The sequence below is a fragment of the Hoylesella buccalis ATCC 35310 genome (assembly GCF_025151385.1).
Taxonomy (GTDB): domain Bacteria; phylum Bacteroidota; class Bacteroidia; order Bacteroidales; family Bacteroidaceae; genus Prevotella; species Prevotella buccalis.
On the sequence record NZ_CP102287.1, the window covers coordinates 1016275 to 1036530 of the forward strand.

Genomic DNA, 20256 nt, shown 5'->3' on the forward strand with positions numbered 1-20256 from the left:
ATCCGTAGGGGGCGTGATCAATGACGTTGGTGGAAAGGAAAGGTAGCTTTCGGGTGAATATCAAAAATGATATCAAGGAGATTGTCCGAAAATTAAATAGCACGCGCAGAAAGAAACGCAGATTTATAAATCCAAGAGAAATGTTTCAGAAAAAAATAGTTAACTTTGCACCTTCTTATGGAATCCGCCGTTGAAAACCATGGTGGTCATACCATTGAAATGAATAGTTAGACAAACGTCTTTAAAAAGAAAGCACAAATGAAATTTTTAGAATCAAGCCATTTATTGTACGTAACGGTTGTTGCTATCGCACTTGTTATATCTTCTTGCAACTCCGAAACCGATATACCGGAAAACACCCATAACTTGCCGGAGACTGTTACCCGCGATTTCCGTAACCGCTGCGGAGACACCACCATTGATGACGTTTACACAGGCAATGACTTTTACCGCCATACCGACCAGCAGGAAACATTTATATTCTCATCAGACAAGGCGGGGAACGAATATGTTGTGGTATATCTTAACAATGTGTGGAACCGCACCATCAAGACGCTGCCCGCCATTGACCAATTGCCCTATAAAGTGCTGCAACGTCTTCTCCAAGAAAACCCTGAGGCCCGTAAAAACGAGTTTTGTGAAATAAAGGAAATGTCGCAGACTTTCATCAACGACAAATACTACATACTGTGTTATCTGCAGGACACACCCACTGAGAAAAACCTCGTTCACACACTTGTCATCGGCAGCGACGGAACGATACTCAAGTCGTGCAAATATATGTTGAATCTGCCGGTCAATGCGCGTCCGCTATCTACTGATATTGATTGGATTTCCAAACGCTACAGCGGAGCTGTGACACTTGGTTATGTCAATGACCTGGGCTCTGACAACTACCTCGTCATACACAACGGCGTGTTGAAGTCTGTTTTATTTAAAACATCCAACATCGACACAAAGTGGAAGGAAACAACTTATGCGTTGCCAAAAGGCGCGACAGTGCCAAACAACATACTTGAATCATTGCACACCACCCATGCCGGCTTCACCTATACAGAAGTCATGTGCGTTGAAAATCCGAGTGGCAATTATTATCTTTTTATTGACGGAACCAAACCAAACCGTCTGGGGTATTATGTCGAGGCGATCTAAAGGCAAATTTTATCTTCAAGAAATGTATCCATGCCATGGGCAGGCCAGGGAAGAAATCGCAACGTCTATTGGTTCCTTCCACATTTGGTGTGATCATTGATGAGTGATACTCAAAAATTTGAGAGAAGGTTCTCTTCATCACCTTCTCATTCATCATGGATTTAAACTAAATGAGGTATATATAACCTTTCCTGATACTTCACAATCGGAGTCCAGGATGAGAACGGGCTTGTCAAGATAATCCATAGGGGCGAGATCAATGTAATAAGCAAAAGGTCGAGGTTGTAATCATCAACAGGATGGGTCTGCGTCTTTTCTTCGATGGCACCGTACTGAGTGGTTGTTGCATGTTTTGCAACAACCATATCTTTTCCTAACTCACTATCGTCAACCTAACCTCAAGCAAACAGCAGGTTCCTCTGAGTAGTTACAGCAGTTTGCGCCATACGCATCCGGTGTTTTCCGATGGGTTTTTAAGGCTGGTTCTATAAATTAGCTTTGTTAGATTTTGAGCTTATTTTTGAGGTCAAAATGCAAGAGAGTGAAGGAGTGTAGCGAGCTACACGACTGAACGAACTTACATTTTTAACCAAAAACGGAGCAAGCCGAATGCAATCAAACTTGTTTGAATTGTTGAGGCGCAGCCTGTTTTATATAAAAACGGAGCAAGCCGAATACAATCAAACTTGTTTGAACTGTTGAGGCGCAGCCTGTTTTATATAAAAAGAAGCCAAAAGATAACAAAACGTATTTTATAAAAATTTAATGACTATATGCGGTGGTAATTTATAGAACCAGCCTAAACGCAATATGGACGTTCAAGGACTTAGTTGCGGATTTTAGGGTTAATAATAATTAACCCAATTGCCTTTTTTATGGTATCTTCGTTATAGTATTGATCACTATTTAATAAGGTGGACGAAAACTACATGATATCGGCGGCCAATCGACATGACTTTGAAGGCCAATCCCAAAGAGATTGCAGGGCAATAGATTATCAATTGCAGGGTGTTGAAAATGAAACGAATCACACAGGGGTTGACGTAAAAATACTTAACAATTCTCGGTAAAGAAGAACGCTCCATGAGAGGTTGATCCTTCCAAAAACTTCAAACGAAAGATTGCCGAACATGAATCGTTCGTTGAACCATAATTGATTCATAATTGAACGAACAATCAATTTACCCCCTCCTAACTCATTGATAATCAAGCATGGCTCCTATATATACTAATAATACTAATCATACTAATGATACTGATGATACTCATCATACTGATAATCCGACGACGATAGGACGAGAAACGTCGCCGTCGTCGTTTTTTTAAAGAAATAAAAATTTAGGACAAACGATAAAAACAGCGTCGAGGACACGATGCCGCATGGTTCGGTCACGACTTTCCAACTTTTCCCGATTTCCTCTCTCCCGTCACCGCTGCCCGTTGCACTGGTTCCCCGCTCTCCTCTCTCCCAACACCGCTGCCCGTTGCACTGGTTCCCCGCTCTCCTCTCTCCCAACACCGCTGCCCGTTGCACTGGTTCCCCGCTCTCCTCTCTCCCAACACCGCTGCCCGCTGCACTCGTTCCCCGCTCCCCATTCCTCCGATTCGAAATGCGAACGTCACGCCCATGCGACATCATTTTGCTCCCGCTAAGCCTAGTGCTGTCTTTTGGAAGGTACTTCAAAACGACCTAAATTTGCGGGCAAAAACAATGAACGGAATGAGAAAACAGCATGATGATGGCACACGGCTCCTGCATGGAAGGGCGAAAGTTGGTGAAATAAAATCAAATCATTGTTGTGGTCAACGAGAGGCTTTTTTAAATAAAAAAATCGTGATGCCTTACACGCATTTGAAGTGATTCTGTTGATAATTTCATCAAAAAAATAACTATCTTTGTGTGATTTTAATCTCACTCCTCACTTTCTTTGAGAAGCTATACACTAAACCAACGATATGAGTAAAATGAACGTAAAACCAATGAAAGAATTGGCTGCCATGTTGCCACTGATGAAACAGTGGATGGAAGCCATGCACCAAGAACCCGAACTATCTACCCAAGAGGTAAATACAGGCAAGTATGTTGCCGACCTGCTAAAGAATATGGGCTACGAGGTTCATGAGCATGTAGGAAAACATGGCATTGAGGGTGTGGTAGGCGTACTAAGTCATGGCGATGGAAAGAAGAAAATAGGCATTAGAGCCGACATGGATGCGCTCCCTATTCAGGAAATCAACAACCTGCCTTACAAGAGTAGGCACGACGGCATTTCTCATCTCTGCGGACACGACGGTCACAGTGCCATGGCACTTGGGGCAGCTAAGTATCTGGCAGATACAAAGCACTTTAATGGAACCGTTTACTTCTATTTTCAGCCGGCCGAAGAGACCATGCAGGGCGGTCCTTCGATGATTGACGATGGACTTTTCAAGAAGTTTAATGCCGATAGAATATATGCCATACACAACATTCCGGGACTACCTAAGGGGGTACTGCATTTCCATGATGGAGAAACAATGTCGGCAGTAGATAATTGGGAGGTACGCTTAATGGGGCGTGGTGGGCATGGTTCTATGCCCGAACTAAGCATTGACCCCGTCGTCGCTGGTGCCTCATTGGTGATGGCCCTACAAACGATTGTTGCACGCAACCTCTCTCCTTGGAATAATGGCGTGGTCACCATCGGCTCATTCCAAGCAGGTAACGCAGGAAACGTTATTCCAGACGAAGCTGTACTCAAGTTGTCTATGCGCAACATGCAGCCCGATGGGCGTAAGCTGGTGTTGCAACGTATTCGCGAGATAACGGCCACCCAAGCCGAATGCTTTGGGTGTAAATATGAAATAAAAGAGGGACAACCTGGAGCAGTGCTTGTCAATTCGCACGAAGAAACAGCTTTTGCTGCCGAAGTGGCACGCAAATATTTTGGAGAGGAAAATGTAGTGTACCCTTGTAAGCCAATGATGAGCAGTGAAGATTTTGCCTTTATGTTGCAAGAACGACCAGGAAGCTACATCATGTTGGGTAATGGTGAAACGCCTATGGTACACAATCCTAAGTACATCTTCGATCAGGAAATCCTCCCCATTGGTGCCTCGTTGTGGGTTGCCTTGTGTGAAGAATATCTAAAGTAGGAGATTCTCGTATTTTTAATTGAAGCGAGTGGGACTTCAGAAAACATTGTGCAGATTCAAAATCTTATATATCCTATAAATCTCTATGTATATAGATGCAGAAGGCCGAAAATATAAGAGTTATGAGGAATATGTAAATTCTCCCGATCTTGATTTGGATTTGATATACGCCAAGCTATGGAGCGGTGAACGAACTCCACAGAATAAGCGAGAGAAAGAAATAAAGAAGGAACTGGATGAAATGAAATCTCTTGGAATGAAATTAGAACTTAATTTTGAATAGACTGCTATGAAGAATTTCAATGAACTTCGAGACAAGGCTATGCAGATTGCTACCAAAGTGCACAAAACACAAGTAGACAAGGGAGGGAAGCCATACATAGGACATCCGCTTCGTGTCGAGAAGTTGTGCCAGGACGATGACAGTAAGATAGTAGCGCTTTTACACGATACGATAGAAGATGGAGATATCACCGCCGAATATCTGCTCACGCAGGGATTCCCGACATACATCGTGGACGCCGTTCTATCTGTTTCTCGAAATAAAGGCGAAGATTATTTTGACTTCATTCAGCGTAGCAAGGCTAATCCCATTGGTCGTATCGGGTGACGAGGTCGCGCACCACCTTACAGGTGTAGGCGCGCACCTCGGGAAGCCCGGGATTGAAGAGCAGTTGCTTGCCATATCGGACAAACCACTCCGGATGCTGCTTCGAGGGATGCCCCGGTGCGACGTAGGAAGAGATGTCGGCCACGGCGCGGTAGGGATTGATCCAGGCATGTAGCTCGATGAAGCGCTCATGGCAGATCTTTATCATAAAGGCAAGGGGATCCCAGAGCGGCTCCGGGGCTCGCCCCTGCTCACCCGTCAGAAATCGGCTCCACGGCTCATAGGGGGAGTAGTACCAGGCATCTACTTGCAAGAGATATAAATAGGTTTGAAAAACAAGGATATAAACTAGAAAAAATCAAGGCGGTAGACATGTTCCCTCAGACAATGCACGTGGAGACGGTAGCTCTGTTGTCCAAACTAAATACAGAACATCATTTAGATATAGAAATAGGGGAAGATGAATTATCTGAAATTGACTTTTCAAAAGACGCAACTTATGGAGAAATTAAAAAGTATGTGTTAGATAAATACGGACTAAAAGTTTCAAGCCTATATATTGCACAAATAAAAAGGAAACATGGTCTAATAGAGAGAGAAAATTATAATTTTAGTAAGAAAGAAAATCAAAGAGTGCCAAATTGCCCAGAAGAAAAAGAAAAAGCAATCGAAGATGCTTTAGAGCATTTTGGAATGATTTAAATAATATCTAAGATTGAAAATTTTAAAATTAAGACTTAAAAACTTTAAGATTAAAAAGATATGTACTTCTTATATAACCTAAGAAGATTAATTGAAAATCAGGGGAACGATGATGGTAAAATAAAAAATTTTAACAACTAAAGAAGAATTAGGCATTATTGCCAAAGAGGTTTTTATGAAGTTAAAAATACTGAAAAAGACTTGTTAGAATTGAAAATTTTAGATCATTGTGCAGGGTTTCGTGTCATAATAGTGATAGAGGCAAATAGTTATGTAAATATAAAGAGTTCAAGACTTCTACCAAAGTTTAAAACTCAAAAAATAAATAGTTGGTGTGCTGCTTAGAGTAACGAAGTGTCCTGCTCAACGGTCATCCGTGAAATCAGGCGAAACTCCAAGCCAGACGGCACGTATGTGTGGAAGTATGCACAATCCAAGTGCGAAGCCCGCAAGCACGGCTTTAAAGGCAATCACCGCAAGCCTGAGGACTTATGGTGGCGTGTTGACCGCATGATAGAGGATGAGGACTGGTCTCCCAGCCAAATTGCAGGCGTGCTCAGACGTGAGGGTATTCACATCGTGAAGCAGACCATCTACAACCACGTCCATGCAGACACCACCGGAAAACTTGCTTCACATATGCCACATAGGCTCAAATACACAAAGAGGAGCAAGGCGTTGCGTCCTACGAAGGCTACCAATATCCCTAACCGTATAAGCATACACCAGAGACCAATGCAGGCTGACGGCACGCGCTTCGGAGACTGGGAACTGGACACTATCGTCGACTCGTACGGTCATGCCATTGTTACCTTAACGGAACGCTCGACTAACTACATTCTCATGGAAAGACTGCCGCAGGGACGGAAGGCGTTACCAACGGCAAAGACCGTGGCAAAATTGCTCTTTCCATATAGGGAATCACTGCTTACCATTACCACTGACAATGGATGTGAGTTTGCCGCACACGAGGAAATAACAAGGCGGCTCAGCATGAATGGAAGAAATCCGGTGGTGGTTTACTTCACCGATTCTTACTCCTCCTGGCAGAAAGGTGCTGTAGAGAACGCAAATAAACTCATTAGAAGGTACATACCAAAAAAGGCAAACTTCAACGATTTCTCTGACCGAAAAATAATGGAAATACAAAAGAAAATAAACAGAAGACCAAGAGAAAAATTAAATTTTGATACCCCTAAATACAAATTCTTCGAAAACTTTCCATAAATTTGCATTTGCTGTTGGACTCTACAAAATTGGTTTTACCTAGTTTAAAAAAGAAATTATAATGAAAATATGGAGGCTAAGAATATGAAGATTAATAATGAATGTTGTTGTGGATGCAAAACAGAAAAGCCGGATCAAATTAAAGACAATTGTCCTGTATGTAATAATGAAGGGATTTCCGTTAGTAAAGTAACTGTTGAACATCTAGTGGTAGATGATTATCGTAATGCTGTTAACGGAGATCAATATAAGATTTGCATGAACGAGGACTGCGACGTTGTTTACTATAACTTAGATAATGAAATAAAATTCTTGAAAGACCAAGTTAGAGTTCCTATCTGGTTTAAGAAAGATGCAGATCCTAAGTATGCTTGTTATTGTAGCGAAGTCACAGAAAATCAGGTAATTGAAGCAGTTGTAAAGCATGGCGCGAAATCCGTAAAAGAAGTAAATGCCATCACTGGGGCAATGAAAAATTCTAATTGTAAAGAAAAAAATCCGTTGGGAGTTTGTTGTCATAAGATTATTCAGGAAGCTATCGATAAAGGCTTGAAAATGAAATAATTACAGTCGATATGTTCCTACAAACGAGAGCCAATCTTTGATATGTTTCCATCTACGAGCGTGGATATGTTCCCCATAACCATAGGGGTTGAGACTGTAGTATTGATGTCAAGAAAATAGAATAACAAGCTATAAAACTTATAAAATCAATGGCTTATAGGATTTTAAAAGAAATCAGTTTTATAATAAATTAAAAATCGTGTTGGTAGAAAAATCGTCTACTTCTACCAACACGATTTTACAAAGAGCCAGTACTTACATCTCTTTTTCTCCTGTAAAACTATTGTATATTGATACTTTAAGGAGTTTCAATCATTCGGTCTGTTAACCGTTATTTTTTGGATCTAAACTTAATAAAATAGCATTAATGGCGACGATGACTGTTGACACAGACATTAGGATTGCTCCTAATGCAGGGCTTAATTTGATACCAATAGGAGCCAAAATTCCTGCAGCTAGAGGGATAGCTATAATGTTATAACCAGCTCCCCAAAAGAGATTTTGTTTCATTTTACGAGTTGTTTTGTGTGCTAATTCAATAAATGATTCAATATCTCCTGGATCAGATTGAGTCAAGATGACATCAGCTGAATCCAACGCCACTTGAGTTCCTGCACCGACTGCTATTCCAACGTCTGCTAAGGCAAGAGAAGGGGCATCATTAACACCGTCACCTACCATGATAACTTTCTTTCCTTCTTCTTTAAGTGTTTTTACTAACTCATATTTGTCTTGTGGAGATTGATTTGATCTATATTCAATCTCTAAATCTTCTGCCGCGCCTTGAGCCGCTTTTTCATTATCACCTGTTGCCATAATTGGTTGAATATTGTTCTTTTTAAGAACTTTAATTAACTGTTTGCTCGTTGGTTTTAATTCATCCCCTAAAGCTACAGCACCAATAGCATCATCGTTTTCTACTAATATACTGAGAGTTGCTCCTTTTGGAATATCCATATCCAGATTACGTCCGTATGCTTTTTGGCTGATTAATTGGTAACTATGGCCCTTGGCTTTGCCTTCTACGCCAGCACCGGAAATCACATCAATGGAATCAAATGATACTGGACTTATACCTTGCTGCTTAGCGAAGCTTATAATTGATTGAGCAATCGGGTGGCTAGATCCTCCTTCAATACCTGCCAGTAAGGCAATGATTTCCTCTTTATTATATTTGTTATTAAAAAGTTCAACGTCTAATACTTTAAACTCACCTGTTGTTAAAGTACCTGTCTTATCTAAAATCATCACATCTGCATCTTGAGCTATTTCTAAGGCTTGGCGGTCTTTTACTAGTAAGCCACGACTTGCTCCTAAGCTTGTGCTACGAGCGGTGACCAATGGAATAGCTAGACCCAATGCGTGTGGACAAGCTATAACTAATGTTGTGATAGCCAATTTTACTGCCGTTGGGATGTCCGCTATAAGCGTCCATACTACAAAAGCTATTAGTGCGACAATGATCGCAATATAGAAGAGCCACCCTGCAACCTTTTGAGCAATATTTTCTGCTCTGGAAGGCTGACTTTGAGCTTGGCTGATTAAATCCTGTACTTGAGAGATAAAGGATTGATCACCTGTCTCATTCACTTTAATATAAAGAACCCCTTCTCCATTTGTTGAGCCTCCGATTACTTCATCGCCAGGGCCTTTTTTTACTGCTTTTGACTCCCCAGTTAGAAGAGCTTCATTTAAACGTGATTCGCCACGCTCGATAGTTCCATCTGCTGGCACATTTTCTCCAGCTTGAACTCGAATTAAATCACCTACCTTTAAGTCAGCAACTGGTCGTGTTTCTATTGAATCGTCATCTAATACTACATGAGCATCTTTTGGTACTAGCTTAGCCAGTTCTTCTTGTGCATCTCCTGCTTCTCCAATAGCTTTCATCTCAATCCAGTGACCTAATAACATGATTAATAGTAATGAAGCAAATTCAAAGAAAAAATCCATAATTTGTTCACCTGTTACGTAGCTTGCTATTACAGTATAAATACTATATAAATATGAAACACTTAAACCTAAAGAAACGAGAGCCATCATTCCAGGTTCTTTTTGTTTAAATTCGTCAACTGCCCCTTGATAGAATGGACGTCCACCATAAATAATTAATATAGTAGATAAAATAGCTACTACAATATCAGAATATGGAAAAGTAAACTGGACTGGTAGGTCAAACCCAGCCATAGGGGATAAGAGCATAATAATGATTCCTAGTGGTAATGACTTTAAGAAAAGTTCCTTAAAGTTTCCGTGATGATGGTGGTCATGCCCTCCGTGCCCACTGTGGTCATGGTGGGCATGATGGTCGTGATGTTGATCCTTATGGTCTCCATGTTCTTCCGTGCTTACGTGCTCATGTTTTGAATGATCCATATCGCCATGATTATGGTGACTGTGGGATGAATGTTTGTTGTTATTGTTCATTTTAAATTCCTCCTTATTCTTAATGATGATGTAAATGACATTTGCATTGTCTATGCGATTCCTGAAAAAAGTACACAGTTGATTGAATATTACTGGGACTGTATACCGGTCATTGGATTAAGACCTGAGAGTGTACACACCCAAAACGGGTTAGGTGCCTACTCATATACAAAGGTACATATATTCTCTCGTTTGGCAAAATCCGACTTTGCACAGAAACGATCTGTGGCGTCCCTTTCGGAGTTCGGCTAATTCGCATTTTTTCCGAATAAGGCAAAATATGAGTAAATAATTAGTTACTTACCAAAAAAAAATACTATCTTTATATATCCTATAAATCTCTATGTATATAGATGCAGAAGGCCGCAAATATAAGAGTTACGAGGAATATGTAAATTCTCAGGATCATGATTTGGATTTGATATACGCCAAGCTATGGAGTGGCGAACGAACGCCACAGAATAAACAAGAGAAGGAAATAAAAATGGAACTGGATGAAATGAAATCTCTTGGAATGAAATTAGAACTTAATTTTGAATAGACTGCTATGAACAATTTCGATGAACTTAGAGACAAGGCTATGCAGATTGCTACCGAAGTGCACAAAACACAAATTGACAAGGGAGGGAAGCCATACATCGGACATCCGCTTCGTGTTGAGAAGTTGTGCCAGGACGATGACAGTAAGATAGTGGCGCTTTTACACGATACGATAGAAGATGGAAATATCACCGCCGAATATCTGCTCACGCAGGGATTCCCGACATACATCGTGGACGCCGTTCTATCTGTTTCTCGAAATAAAGGCGAAGATTATTTTGACTTCATTCAGCGCAGCAAGGCGAATCCCATTGGTCGTAGGGTGAAGATAGCTGACCTCAAAGACAACATGGATATCACGAGGCTGAATGAGCTTACAGACAACGATATTGAAAGGCTAAAAAAGTACCATCAAGCCTATAAGATGTTGGAAGATGAAGAAATGAGTCACATTATGGGAGTTAGTTCTCATGCTAACACTTCTTCTAAAGAAGAAGCTGAACAAACTGACAGTTCACAACAAGAGCCAGAAGATCCTAAGTCGTGCTGTCAAAAATCTTGTAATCATGGCAAATAGTCGTGATCGGTGTAATATAAAAGAGGTAATACGAAATTGTATTGACTCCTTTATACCTTTATGCTAAAACAATATTACAAACAAAACGCAATATAAAATCGAACAGAAATGTTATTGAATACGTCCATGCATCATAAAGTTATTTTTTTGCTATTCTTTACAATGGTATCAACATTGCCTCTTTGGGGACAAAATATATCTGGGAAAATTGTGGATGATAGCAATACACCTATCGAATATGCAAGTGTTATTTGCGTATCACTTTCAGATACCACTAAAGTTATCACCTCTACCTATAGCAAGGATGATGGGATCTTTATTTTAGACTGCTCTTCACACAAGAACGAAACTTTGCGCTTGAAGATTAGTTGTGTAGGGTTCCATGCTTTTCAAATTGATGTTCCCTCTGATTACGTTTTTGAGAATGCAATAGTTCTGAAAGAAAATGCAATAGCATTGCAGGACGTTACCGTTTCCGCATACAAGAGAGCTATTACTCTGGCGGAAGGAAAGCTTGGTATTGATGTGGGCAAACTAACTTTAGGTATTACCGACAATGCTATGGATGTACTCAAGAGAACTCCCGGTATTGTGATTTCACCTGAAGGCATAAAGGTTCAAGGTAATGACCCACTTGTTGTCATTGACGGAGTAAAACAAAGAATGCCGATGAGTACCCTTCTTAACTATTTGAAATCAATCCCTGCATCCCAATTAAAAAAAATCTATATAAAAAGTGTGGCAACAGCTGAAAATAGACTCTCCGGAGAAAATGCGACTATTGAAATCCTGACAAAAGAAAGAGTGAAAAATGGTTTTAATATAAGCAATACGACACACGGAACACTTCTGCGTAATGAGGCATACAGGTGGGGAGATTATATCGATCTACGAGGTAAATATGGAGACTTGTCGGGAAGCGCAACTTTGGGATATGCAAAATCTTCTCTTCTCACAAGAACAAAGGAATCATGCTCTTATGAACAAGTTGATAAATTACTGGATCAGAAAGAGACACGAAACAAAGATGCCTATTTTGGGGTACTGAATCTTACTTGGACACCTAAAGCTTTAAATGGAAGTTTGAATTATTTTGCATCTTACTATGTAGATGATTTGCATCACAAAAGTCAAGAAACATACAAAACGGGGGAGATTTTAGATAAATCAACATCTCGTCGTATAAGTGATTGGACAGATTTGCTTTCTACTAATATAGAGTATCTTTCAGCAGACACGTTGAAGCATCAATTTAAAGTTTCATACGGTTTGCTTACTGGTGGCGACAACTATAGTCAAATCTCAAATAACAGCTTGGGAAGTTCTCTTATGATTGATAAAAAAATGGGAGGATATAGACATATAGTAGAAGCCCAATATAAAATGAAACTCCCGAACTTTGTATATACTATCGGTAGCCAGTCTTATTTCTCTAAAATGAGTGAAATAGTTATATCTCAAAAAGAAACTGACTTTACTGTATGGGAAACCATCATAGGGCTATATATGTCAGGGAGATTTAGATTTCACCAAAATTTGTCGCTGTATTTGGGACTACGAACAGAGTATGAGCATTATAAATATTTAACAACGAATACATCAAAAAATAGAGAATGGAACTTTGCTCCATATCTAACCATGGATTGGAAAATATGTAATAATTTCAGCACTTCTTTATACCTTACAATGAAGAATAACCGTCCGGGATATTTCTCCATGCTTCCCGGTATTACTTATTATAGCGACAATGAGTATAGTATTGGAAACCCTTACCTAAAATCTTCCATGCAGCACGACTTTAAAATACAAAACCTACTCTTTAAATATGTTGTTGTTTCATTAGGAGCACGTTTAAACTCCAACACATTCGGAACGACCTATAATTTAGATAGCAATGGAATAAGATATACTCAACCGAAGAATTATGCCGACCTATTATATCTCTATGGGGATATTTCTGTACCATTTTCTTTCATGCAAGGAAAACTTAACGGCTCGTTGTATCTTTACCTAAGAAATCTCAGTTACCATGATGTGATAAAAGAAATCAAATCGCCAGAATCCAATCCAAAAGCCAATTGGTATGGAAGTGGTAATTTGTATGTTTCCTATCAAATAACAGACAATTTTGGCTTTTACATTAACCCTTCCTTCAAAACACGAAACAATTTATTGCAAGTAAAAAAGGAAGGCTCAATGAGCATAGATATGGGTATGCAATATACCTTGCTAAAAAATAAAAATTTAGCCTTTGCGCTCACGGTAGAAGATCTTTTCAATCAACAAAAACTCGAATCTTCATATAATTATGGACAAGGCATTCAGGTTATAAACACTATTGCTCCTAATACGCAGTGTGTTCGTTTGTCTATAACTTATAATATTGGTCATGACAGTAAAAGTATTCGTGTAAATAAAAATGAGAATGACACTTCTAGATTTACGAAATAACGCTATCAAGTCTATCGACTGCACCTATTGTATGGTATCTATCTGAAGCAGCTATGAGATTGTTAGCTCTGTCCTTATAAGAGTTGTTGCAGGAAGCAAAAATTGTTCCCAACAATAGAATAAACAACTTGTTCATTTGATATTTATTTGCAGTAGAGCTATAGAAATATAAAATCGATTGAAGCTTATGGTACAGACTCAACCGATTCCATGAGATGGTGACTTAGAGAATGACTAACGACAACGATACACGGTTCCATCTCTTCGGTCAGTCACCGTTCCATTCGAAGAATCAACGATGAAAGTATACCTATTATGTTGAGGATCCATGGCTGTGACGATAGCTTGATACCCATCAAAATCACTCACTGTTGGAGCAAAAGTCATACACTGGCCATTGGCAAAGATTCCATTCTCTCGAAAGCGAATCGTGATTTCGCCATCTGTGAACTCATGTCCCATGGTGTAAATCATTACATCTTGGCTATTGCGGAATAAGACTCCTTTAGATTGAGATGCTGTTGCATCTTCATGATCACTTTGATCGTAGTGCTCATCTGGAGTTGCCTCTTCAACTTGCTCTTCTTGCGTGTCTTCAGTTGCTTGTTGAACAACATCTGGTGTTTCATCACTGCTTACAAAAGCACTATCCACTGGTCTGTCACTGCGACTGTTGTTGGCGTTACCGCATGACCACAATAACCCTGCAACCAATAATATTAAAAAAAATCCTCTTGTTTTCATATCTTTCATATAAGGTTACCAAATTATGATTATGTTCATCTTCATGGCAAACTTACGAAAGTTTCTTTATATCACACTCACATTTTCGTGTTTTCTATTCATTTCGTTGTTGATTTCATCTGCGCTGTTTCAATAACAAAATACATTATTTTTAAATGAAAGAACTGTGTGAAATACAGGTTAAAATGGGTGTAAATGTTTCGTATACTAGAAACTTTTTCTATCTTTGCATAGATAAAGAAACTTCGTATGAGAAACAAGCCAAAAGTCATATATCTGGAAGATGCGCTGGATTTTATTGAGAGTCTACCAACATCGGCAGGAGACAAACTACTCGAAATCGTCAAACGTATTGAGGGTGGCGAAAAAAATTCCAAGCTGTTCAAAAAACTGGATAACAGCGACATTTGGGAGTTCAGAAGTCTTTACAACAAGATTACTTATCGACTGTTTGCCTTTTGGGACACGAAAGAAGAAACGTTGGTGATAGCAACGCATGGCATCATCAAAAAGACACAGAAGACGCCACCAAAAGAAATTGTTAAGGCAGAAAAAATTAGGCTGGAGTATTTCAAGGATAAAGGAGAAAAGATATGAAACAGGTAGGAAAATTCAAGACGTACACTTCTGATGAAGTTCTTGATCGGCACTTCGGAAAGATAGGCACGCCAAGACGTGATGAGTTCGAACAAAGAGTGGCAGCGTCGATTCATGCCTATAAGTTAGGCGAAGCCATCAAGAAAGCCAGGATTGAACAGAACCTCACCCAAGAGGAATTGGGTGAGCGCATCGGGGTGAAGCGTGCTCAGATTTCAAGACTGGAAAAAGGTTACAGCATCAGCATTCCAACCATGAGCAGGGTGTTCAAGGCCCTCGGCGTGCCAACGGCCTCAATTGATTTAGGGAAAATAGGCAAGGTTGCGCTTTGGTAAAGATGGCGGTTTGTGCGTAAATGATTATCTTTGCAGCATGATTTACCCAACCAACTTTGAAAGCAAGATTGGCTTTGACAAGATACGCGAACTGCTGAAAGCGCGCTGCCTCTCCACGCTGGGCAAGGAGCAGGTGGACGCTCTGGCGTTCTGCACCGACCCCGCTATTATCGGCGCATGGCTCGAGCAGACGCGGGAGATGAGGCGCATACAGCAGGAGGACGATAACTTTCCACTGCAATATTTCTTCGACATGCGACAGGCCATCGCCCGCATTCGACTGGAGAACACGCACTTGGAGGAAGACGAGCTGTTTGACCTGCGCCGCTCGCTGGAGACCATCATCGCCATCGTGCGCTTTCTGGCTCAGACCGAAGGCGATGATGCCGATGACGCACAAAGCGAGGGACAAGGCAAGGGGGATGAAGAGGGGGATGACGATGACAGCCGCCCCATCGTTTACCGCTACCCTGCCTTGCAAGAACTGACGCGCGGCGTGGTGGTGTTTCCGCAGCTGTTGCGGCGCATCGACCAGATTCTTGACAAGTTGGGACACATCCGCGACAACGCCTCACCGGCTCTGGCACAGATACGCAGCGAACTAAGACGCACCGAGGGCAGCATCTCGCACACGCTGGCCAGCATCCTGCGCGCCGCCCAGAGCGAGGGCGTGGTAGACAAAGACGTGGCTCCCACCCTGCGCGACGGTCGTTTGGTCATCCCCGTGGCACCGGGACTGAAACGCAAAATCAAGGGCATCGTGCACGACGAGTCGGCTACGGGACGCACCGTGTTCATCGAACCCACCGAGGTGGTAGAGGCCAACAACCGCATCAGGGAGCTGGAGAGCGAGGAGCGCAAAGAGGTGATTCGCATTCTCTCCGAGGTCACGCGCGAGGTGCGGCCGCACGTCAAAGAGCTGTTGGCGGCCTACGGCATGCTGGCCAAGATTGACTTGGTGCGCGCCAAGGCCGAGTTGGCCAAACTCATCAAGGCCATCGAGCCGCAACTACAGTCACAGCCGTACATCGACTGGATTGGCGCCACGCACCCCCTGCTGCGCCTGTCGCTGGAGAAACAGGGCAAACAGGTGGTTCCGCTCGACATCATCCTCACGCCCCAGAAGCGCATGCTCATCATCTCGGGACCCAATGCCGGCGGCAAGTCGGTATGCCTCAAGACCGTGGGACTGCTGCAATACATGCTGCAATGCGGACTGAGCATCCCGGTGGGCGAACGCTCAAAGGCGGGCATCTTCGAGCACCTGATGATCGACATCGGTGACGAACAGAGCATAGAGAACGACCTGAGCACCTACTCGAGCCACCTGCTCAACATGAAGAACATGATGAAGACGGCCAATCCCGGCACCCTGTTGCTCATCGACGAGTTCGGCACCGGCACCGAGCCACAGATAGGCGGCGCCATTGCCGAGGCGGTGCTGGAGCAGTTTTGCGACAAACAGGCATGGGGCGTCATCACCACCCACTACCAGAACCTGAAACATTACGCCGACGCTCATCCCGGTGTGGTTAACGGAGCCATGCTCTACGACCGCCACGAGATGCAGGCCTTGTTCAAGTTGGCCATCGGACAGCCAGGCAGCAGCTTCGCCATCGAGATAGCACGCAAGACGGGCATCCCCGAAACGGTGATCAGCAAGGCCAGCGACATCGTGGGGACTGACTACATACAGAGCGACAAATACCTCCAGGACATCGTGCGCGACAAGCGCTACTGGGAGAACAAGCGGCAGACCATCCACCAGCGCGAGAAGGATATGGAGAAGACCATCGCACGCTACGAGAACGACATTCGTGAGGTGGAGCAAGAACGCAAGCTCATCATCAAGCGCGCCAAAGAGCAGGCCGACGAACTGTTCAGGCAGAGCAACAAGCGCATTGAGAACGCCATACGCGAGATACGCGAGCAACAGGCCGAGAAAGAGGCCACACGGCGCATACGAGAAGATTTGAAGGTGTTTGAGCAGGGCATCAAGGCCGACGATTCCCAAGCGCCCAACGGCACCATGAGCGATGAGCAGTTTGCCAAGAAGGTAGAGCAGATGCGGCTTCGCAAAGAACGCAAAGAGAAGCGCAAAGCCGAGAAAGCCAAACAGCAACAGAAGCGACAAGAAGAGGTGCGACAGGCTGCCGACCGCCAGCAACAGCGAAAAGCCATCGCACCGGGCGACCGGGTACGCATCATCGGGCTCACCACCATCGGCACCGTTGAGCAGGTGGAAGGCGACAACGCCACCGTGATTTTCGGCGACATGCGCACCAAGATGCGTGCCGGTAGGTTGGAACACGCCGTCGAGCAAACGTCTAAACCTACGTTGAAAGAACGACTGGGTGCCGTGAAGATAAGTAAAAAAACACGCGACACCATCGACGAGCACCGCAAGAACTTTCACCAAGACCTGGACGTGCGAGGCATGCGGGGCGACGAGGCGCTGAACGCTGTGCAGTATTTCATTGACGACGCCATCCTCATGGGCATGGATCGGGTGCGCATCCTGCACGGCAAGGGCAACGGCATCCTGCGACAACTCATCCGCGACTACCTCTCGGGCATACCCAACGTAACCGGTTACCGTGACGAGCACGTGCAGTTTGGTGGCGCGGGCATTACGGTGGTGGAACTGTAAAGATTGGTTCTATAAATTACCGCCGCATAAAGTCATTAAATTTTTATGAAATACGGTTTGTTATCTTTTGGCTTCTTTTTGGTTCAAAATGTAAGTTCGTTCAGTCGTGTAGCTCGCTACACTCCTTCTCTCTCTTGCATTTTGACCTCAAAAATAAGTTCAAAATCTAACAAAGCTAATTTATAGAACCAGCCTAAAAACAAAAGAAAGTAACTGACAATGATTGTTTGCATAGCAGAGAAACCCAGCGTGGCCAAAGACATCGCACGCATCATCGGTGCCCATAGCTCGAAAAACGGTTATATGGAGGGCAATGGCTACCAAGTGACGTGGACCTTCGGACACCTGTGCTGTCTGAAAGAGCCCAACGACTACTACGACAACTGGAAACACTGGAGCTTGGCCGCCCTGCCCATGTTGCCGCCAAGGTTCGGCATCAAGCTCATCGACGACGAGGGCATCAAACGACAGTTTGCCGTCATCGAACAACTCATGCAGCACGCCGACAGCATCATCAACTGTGGTGACGCGGGACAAGAAGGTGAGTTGATTCAGCGGTGGGTGATGCAGAAGGCACAAGCCAAATGCCCCGTGAAGCGGTTGTGGATAAGCTCGATGACCGACGAGGCCATCCGCGAGGGATTCAACAAGCTGAAAGAGCAATCGGTATACGAACCGCTGTATCTGGCTGGGTTGTCACGCGCCATCGGCGACTGGATATTGGGCATGAACGCCACGCGCCTGTACACCCTGAAATACGGACGCAACCGACAGGTACTGAGCATCGGGCGGGTGCAGACACCCACCTTGGCGCTCATCGTGAGCAGGCAGAAAGAAATAGACAACTTCAAGCCCGAGACGTATTGGGTGCTGGCTACCATCTATCGTGACACCACGTTTACCGCCACCAAAGGCCGCTTTGACAAGAAAGAAGATGGCGAGGCCGCCTTCAAGACCATTGAGGGTGAACCGTTTACCGTGACCGACGTGCAAAAGAAAAAGGGCACGGAAGCCCCGCCGAAGCTCTACGACCTCACCTCGTTGCAGGTAGACTGCAACAAGAAGTTTGGCTATTCGGCCGAGACGACGCTCAACCTGATTCAAAGTTTATACGAGAAGAAATACACCACTTATCCGCGTGTGGACACCCAGTATCTGTCGGACGACATCTATCCCAAATGTCCGCAAACCATGAACGGACTTTATCAGACAAAGATACAAAGCAAGACGGTGTATGCCGATCTTATCAAGCCGTTGGGCGGAAAGCCGCTGAAGAAATCGAAAAAGGTGTTCGACTCCTCAAAAGTAACCGATCACCACGCCATCATCCCCACCGGCGTGCCGACCATGGGACTATCGAACATGGAAGAAAACGTGTTCGACCTCATCGCCCGCCGCTTCATCGCCGTGTTCTATGACGATTGCAAATTCGCCACCACCACCGTCATGGGAAAGGTGAAGGACATCGAGTTCAAGGCGAGCGGCAAGGAGATATTGGCCCCGGGATGGAGAAACGTGTACGCCAAAAACCAGCAGGAGGACGACGACGCTGACGAGAAGACTGTAGACGAGGAACGCACCCTGCCCACCTTCACAAAGGGTGAGAGCGGAACACACATCCCCACCCTGACCGAGAAGCAAACCACCCCACCGAAATACTACACCGAGGCCACCCTGCTGCGCGCCATGGAGACGGCGGGAAAGTTTGTTGACGACGAGGAGCTGCGCGCCGCCTTGAAGGAAAACGGCATCGGTCGACCCTCGTCACGCGCCAGCATCATCGAGACGTTGTTCAAGCGCCATTACATCCAGCGCGAACGCAAACGCATCGTAGCGACGCCCCTTGGAATACAACTCATTGACATCATCAAGGAAAAACTGCTGACGAGTTGCGAGCTGACGGGCATCTGGGAAAAGAAGCTGCGCGACATCGAACACCAAAAATACGATGCCGCCCAGTTTGTCAACGAACTGAAGACGCAGATCACCACCATCGTGAACGACGTGTTGCGCGACAACAGTCACCCGCAATTAGGTGCATCAGACGCGCCGTCTAAGTAAAGACACACACCACTCTCACCATTACAACCCTTCACCAATATAACCCTGCGCCAATATAACCCTGCGCTATCTGCGTGATTATTTGAAAACGGGCTGTAAGCCCAAAAGCTTATAGCCCAAGGCATCGCCTTGGGTAAGCATGTGAGTAAGAGTACGCCCTACAGGGGCAAAAGCATGGGGGAAAGCCAGTGTAACAAAATGATAAACAGACGCTTTTGCCCTTACAGGGCGCAGTTATCCCTATGCATCCCAACCTCAGGGCGTTGCCCTGGGCTGTAGGCTTTTGGGCTTACAGCCCGTCGTTTTTCTCATATCACTTTCCAACAGCAAGGGAAGTGGACATCACTCACTTCGTCATCATGAACTCGTAGGTGTACTTTTACCCTGTATGTTTGAATTGAACATGGGTGACGCTACGACGAAGACATAAAAATATATGGGCAACGAGCCTTGCGCTCGCTGCCCATATTTTGTAGTATTGAAT

General features: G+C 43.8%; 18 protein-coding genes and 1 pseudogene. 15 read left to right on the forward strand and 4 right to left on the reverse strand.

The genetic code is table 11. The features are described 5' to 3' along the window. The first annotated feature begins 258 nt into the window (after positions 1-258). Positions 259-1152 carry a hypothetical protein gene (locus NQ518_RS04350; protein ID WP_081454837.1) on the forward strand — a complete coding sequence of 298 codons (894 nt, stop codon included), beginning with the start codon at positions 259-261 and terminating at the stop codon, positions 1150-1152. A 161-nt stretch (positions 1153-1313) separates the two neighbouring features. Here NQ518_RS04350 and NQ518_RS04355 read toward each other — a convergent pair whose 3' ends face one another. After that, positions 1314-1517 carry a hypothetical protein gene (locus NQ518_RS04355; RefSeq protein ID WP_004347824.1) on the reverse strand — a complete coding sequence of 68 codons (204 nt, stop codon included), beginning with the start codon at positions 1515-1517 and terminating at the stop codon, positions 1314-1316. 1355 nt (positions 1518-2872) lie between these two features. On the opposite strand from NQ518_RS04355, the gene NQ518_RS04360 reads away from it, so the two are divergent. The 4 genes from NQ518_RS04360 (at position 2873) to NQ518_RS04375 (ending at position 4897) form a co-directional block, all read left to right on the forward strand. Further along, positions 2873-3013 carry a hypothetical protein gene (locus tag NQ518_RS04360; RefSeq protein ID WP_227960766.1) on the forward strand — a complete coding sequence of 47 codons (141 nt, stop codon included), beginning with the start codon at positions 2873-2875 and terminating at the stop codon, positions 3011-3013. Between the two features lie 104 nt (positions 3014-3117). Next, positions 3118-4287, forward strand: a complete 1170-nt coding sequence (locus NQ518_RS04365) for a M20 aminoacylase family protein (protein ID WP_227962428.1) — start codon at positions 3118-3120, stop codon at positions 4285-4287. 85 nt (positions 4288-4372) lie between these two features. Continuing rightward, a complete protein-coding gene (locus tag NQ518_RS04370; protein WP_227960765.1) occupies positions 4373-4570 on the forward strand; it encodes a hypothetical protein in 198 nt (65 codons plus the stop codon). Between the two features lie 6 nt (positions 4571-4576). After that, positions 4577-4897 (forward strand): phosphohydrolase, encoded by a 321-nt coding sequence (locus NQ518_RS04375; RefSeq protein ID WP_227960763.1) that lies wholly within the window; start codon positions 4577-4579, stop codon positions 4895-4897. Here NQ518_RS04375 and NQ518_RS04380 read toward each other — a convergent pair. Beyond that, positions 4872-5210, reverse strand: a complete 339-nt coding sequence (locus NQ518_RS04380; RefSeq protein ID WP_227960761.1) for a glycoside hydrolase family 10 protein — start codon at positions 5208-5210, stop codon at positions 4872-4874. The genes NQ518_RS04375 and NQ518_RS04380 overlap by 26 nt on opposite strands. A gap of 59 nt (positions 5211-5269) precedes the next feature. On the opposite strand from NQ518_RS04380, the gene NQ518_RS04385 reads away from it, so the two are divergent. From NQ518_RS04385 to NQ518_RS04395, 3 genes and pseudogenes are all read left to right on the forward strand, one after another. Further along, positions 5270-5599, forward strand: coding sequence for a hypothetical protein (locus NQ518_RS04385; protein ID WP_227960759.1), 330 nt, complete (start codon positions 5270-5272; stop codon positions 5597-5599). Between the two features lie 351 nt (positions 5600-5950). Further along, a pseudogene (locus NQ518_RS04390) lies at positions 5951-6826 on the forward strand (IS30 family transposase); the annotation flags it as partial. Positions 6827-6895: 69 nt separating this feature from the next. Beyond that, positions 6896-7390 (forward strand): Csac_0668 family 2Fe-2S cluster-binding (seleno)protein, encoded by a 495-nt coding sequence (locus NQ518_RS04395; protein WP_459554061.1) that lies wholly within the window; start codon positions 6896-6898, stop codon positions 7388-7390. A gap of 324 nt (positions 7391-7714) precedes the next feature. On the opposite strand, the gene NQ518_RS04400 is transcribed toward NQ518_RS04395, so the two are convergent. Further along, a complete protein-coding gene (locus NQ518_RS04400; RefSeq protein WP_227960755.1) occupies positions 7715-9817 on the reverse strand; it encodes a heavy metal translocating P-type ATPase in 2103 nt (700 codons plus the stop codon). Between the two features lie 343 nt (positions 9818-10160). On the opposite strand from NQ518_RS04400, the gene NQ518_RS04405 reads away from it, so the two are divergent. From NQ518_RS04405 to NQ518_RS04415, 3 genes are all read left to right on the forward strand, one after another. After that, positions 10161-10358 (forward strand): hypothetical protein, encoded by a 198-nt coding sequence (locus NQ518_RS04405; protein ID WP_227960753.1) that lies wholly within the window; start codon positions 10161-10163, stop codon positions 10356-10358. A gap of 6 nt (positions 10359-10364) precedes the next feature. Then, the gene (locus tag NQ518_RS04410) at positions 10365-10934 is read left to right on the forward strand and encodes a phosphohydrolase (RefSeq protein WP_227960751.1); all 570 of its coding nucleotides are present in this window, start codon (positions 10365-10367) and stop codon (positions 10932-10934) included. Positions 10935-11042: 108 nt separating this feature from the next. Beyond that, entirely contained in the window at positions 11043-13385 is a 2343-nt protein-coding gene (locus tag NQ518_RS04415; protein WP_227960749.1) for an outer membrane beta-barrel protein, read from the forward strand. Between the two features lie 234 nt (positions 13386-13619). Here the strand turns inward: NQ518_RS04415 and NQ518_RS04420 are convergent, their stop codons facing one another. Next, positions 13620-14138: a hypothetical protein gene (locus NQ518_RS04420; RefSeq protein WP_227960747.1), complete on the reverse strand. Its 519-nt coding sequence runs from the start codon at positions 14136-14138 to the stop codon at positions 13620-13622. 240 nt (positions 14139-14378) lie between these two features. Between NQ518_RS04420 and NQ518_RS04425 the strand changes: the two genes are divergently transcribed. From NQ518_RS04425 to NQ518_RS04440, 4 genes are all read left to right on the forward strand, one after another. Beyond that, positions 14379-14726, forward strand: a complete 348-nt coding sequence (locus NQ518_RS04425; protein ID WP_004350920.1) for a type II toxin-antitoxin system RelE/ParE family toxin — start codon at positions 14379-14381, stop codon at positions 14724-14726. Next, complete coding sequence (locus tag NQ518_RS04430; protein ID WP_004350921.1) at positions 14723-15061, forward strand: helix-turn-helix transcriptional regulator; 339 nt, start codon at positions 14723-14725, stop codon at positions 15059-15061. Before NQ518_RS04425 ends, NQ518_RS04430 begins: the two co-directional genes overlap by 4 nt. A 37-nt stretch (positions 15062-15098) precedes the next feature. Further along, positions 15099-17711 carry an endonuclease MutS2 gene (locus NQ518_RS04435; RefSeq protein WP_227960745.1) on the forward strand — a complete coding sequence of 871 codons (2613 nt, stop codon included), beginning with the start codon at positions 15099-15101 and terminating at the stop codon, positions 17709-17711. Positions 17712-17930: 219 nt separating this feature from the next. Next, entirely contained in the window at positions 17931-19772 is a 1842-nt protein-coding gene (locus NQ518_RS04440) for a DNA topoisomerase 3 (RefSeq protein WP_227960743.1), read from the forward strand. Positions 19773-20256: the final 484 nt, after the last annotated feature.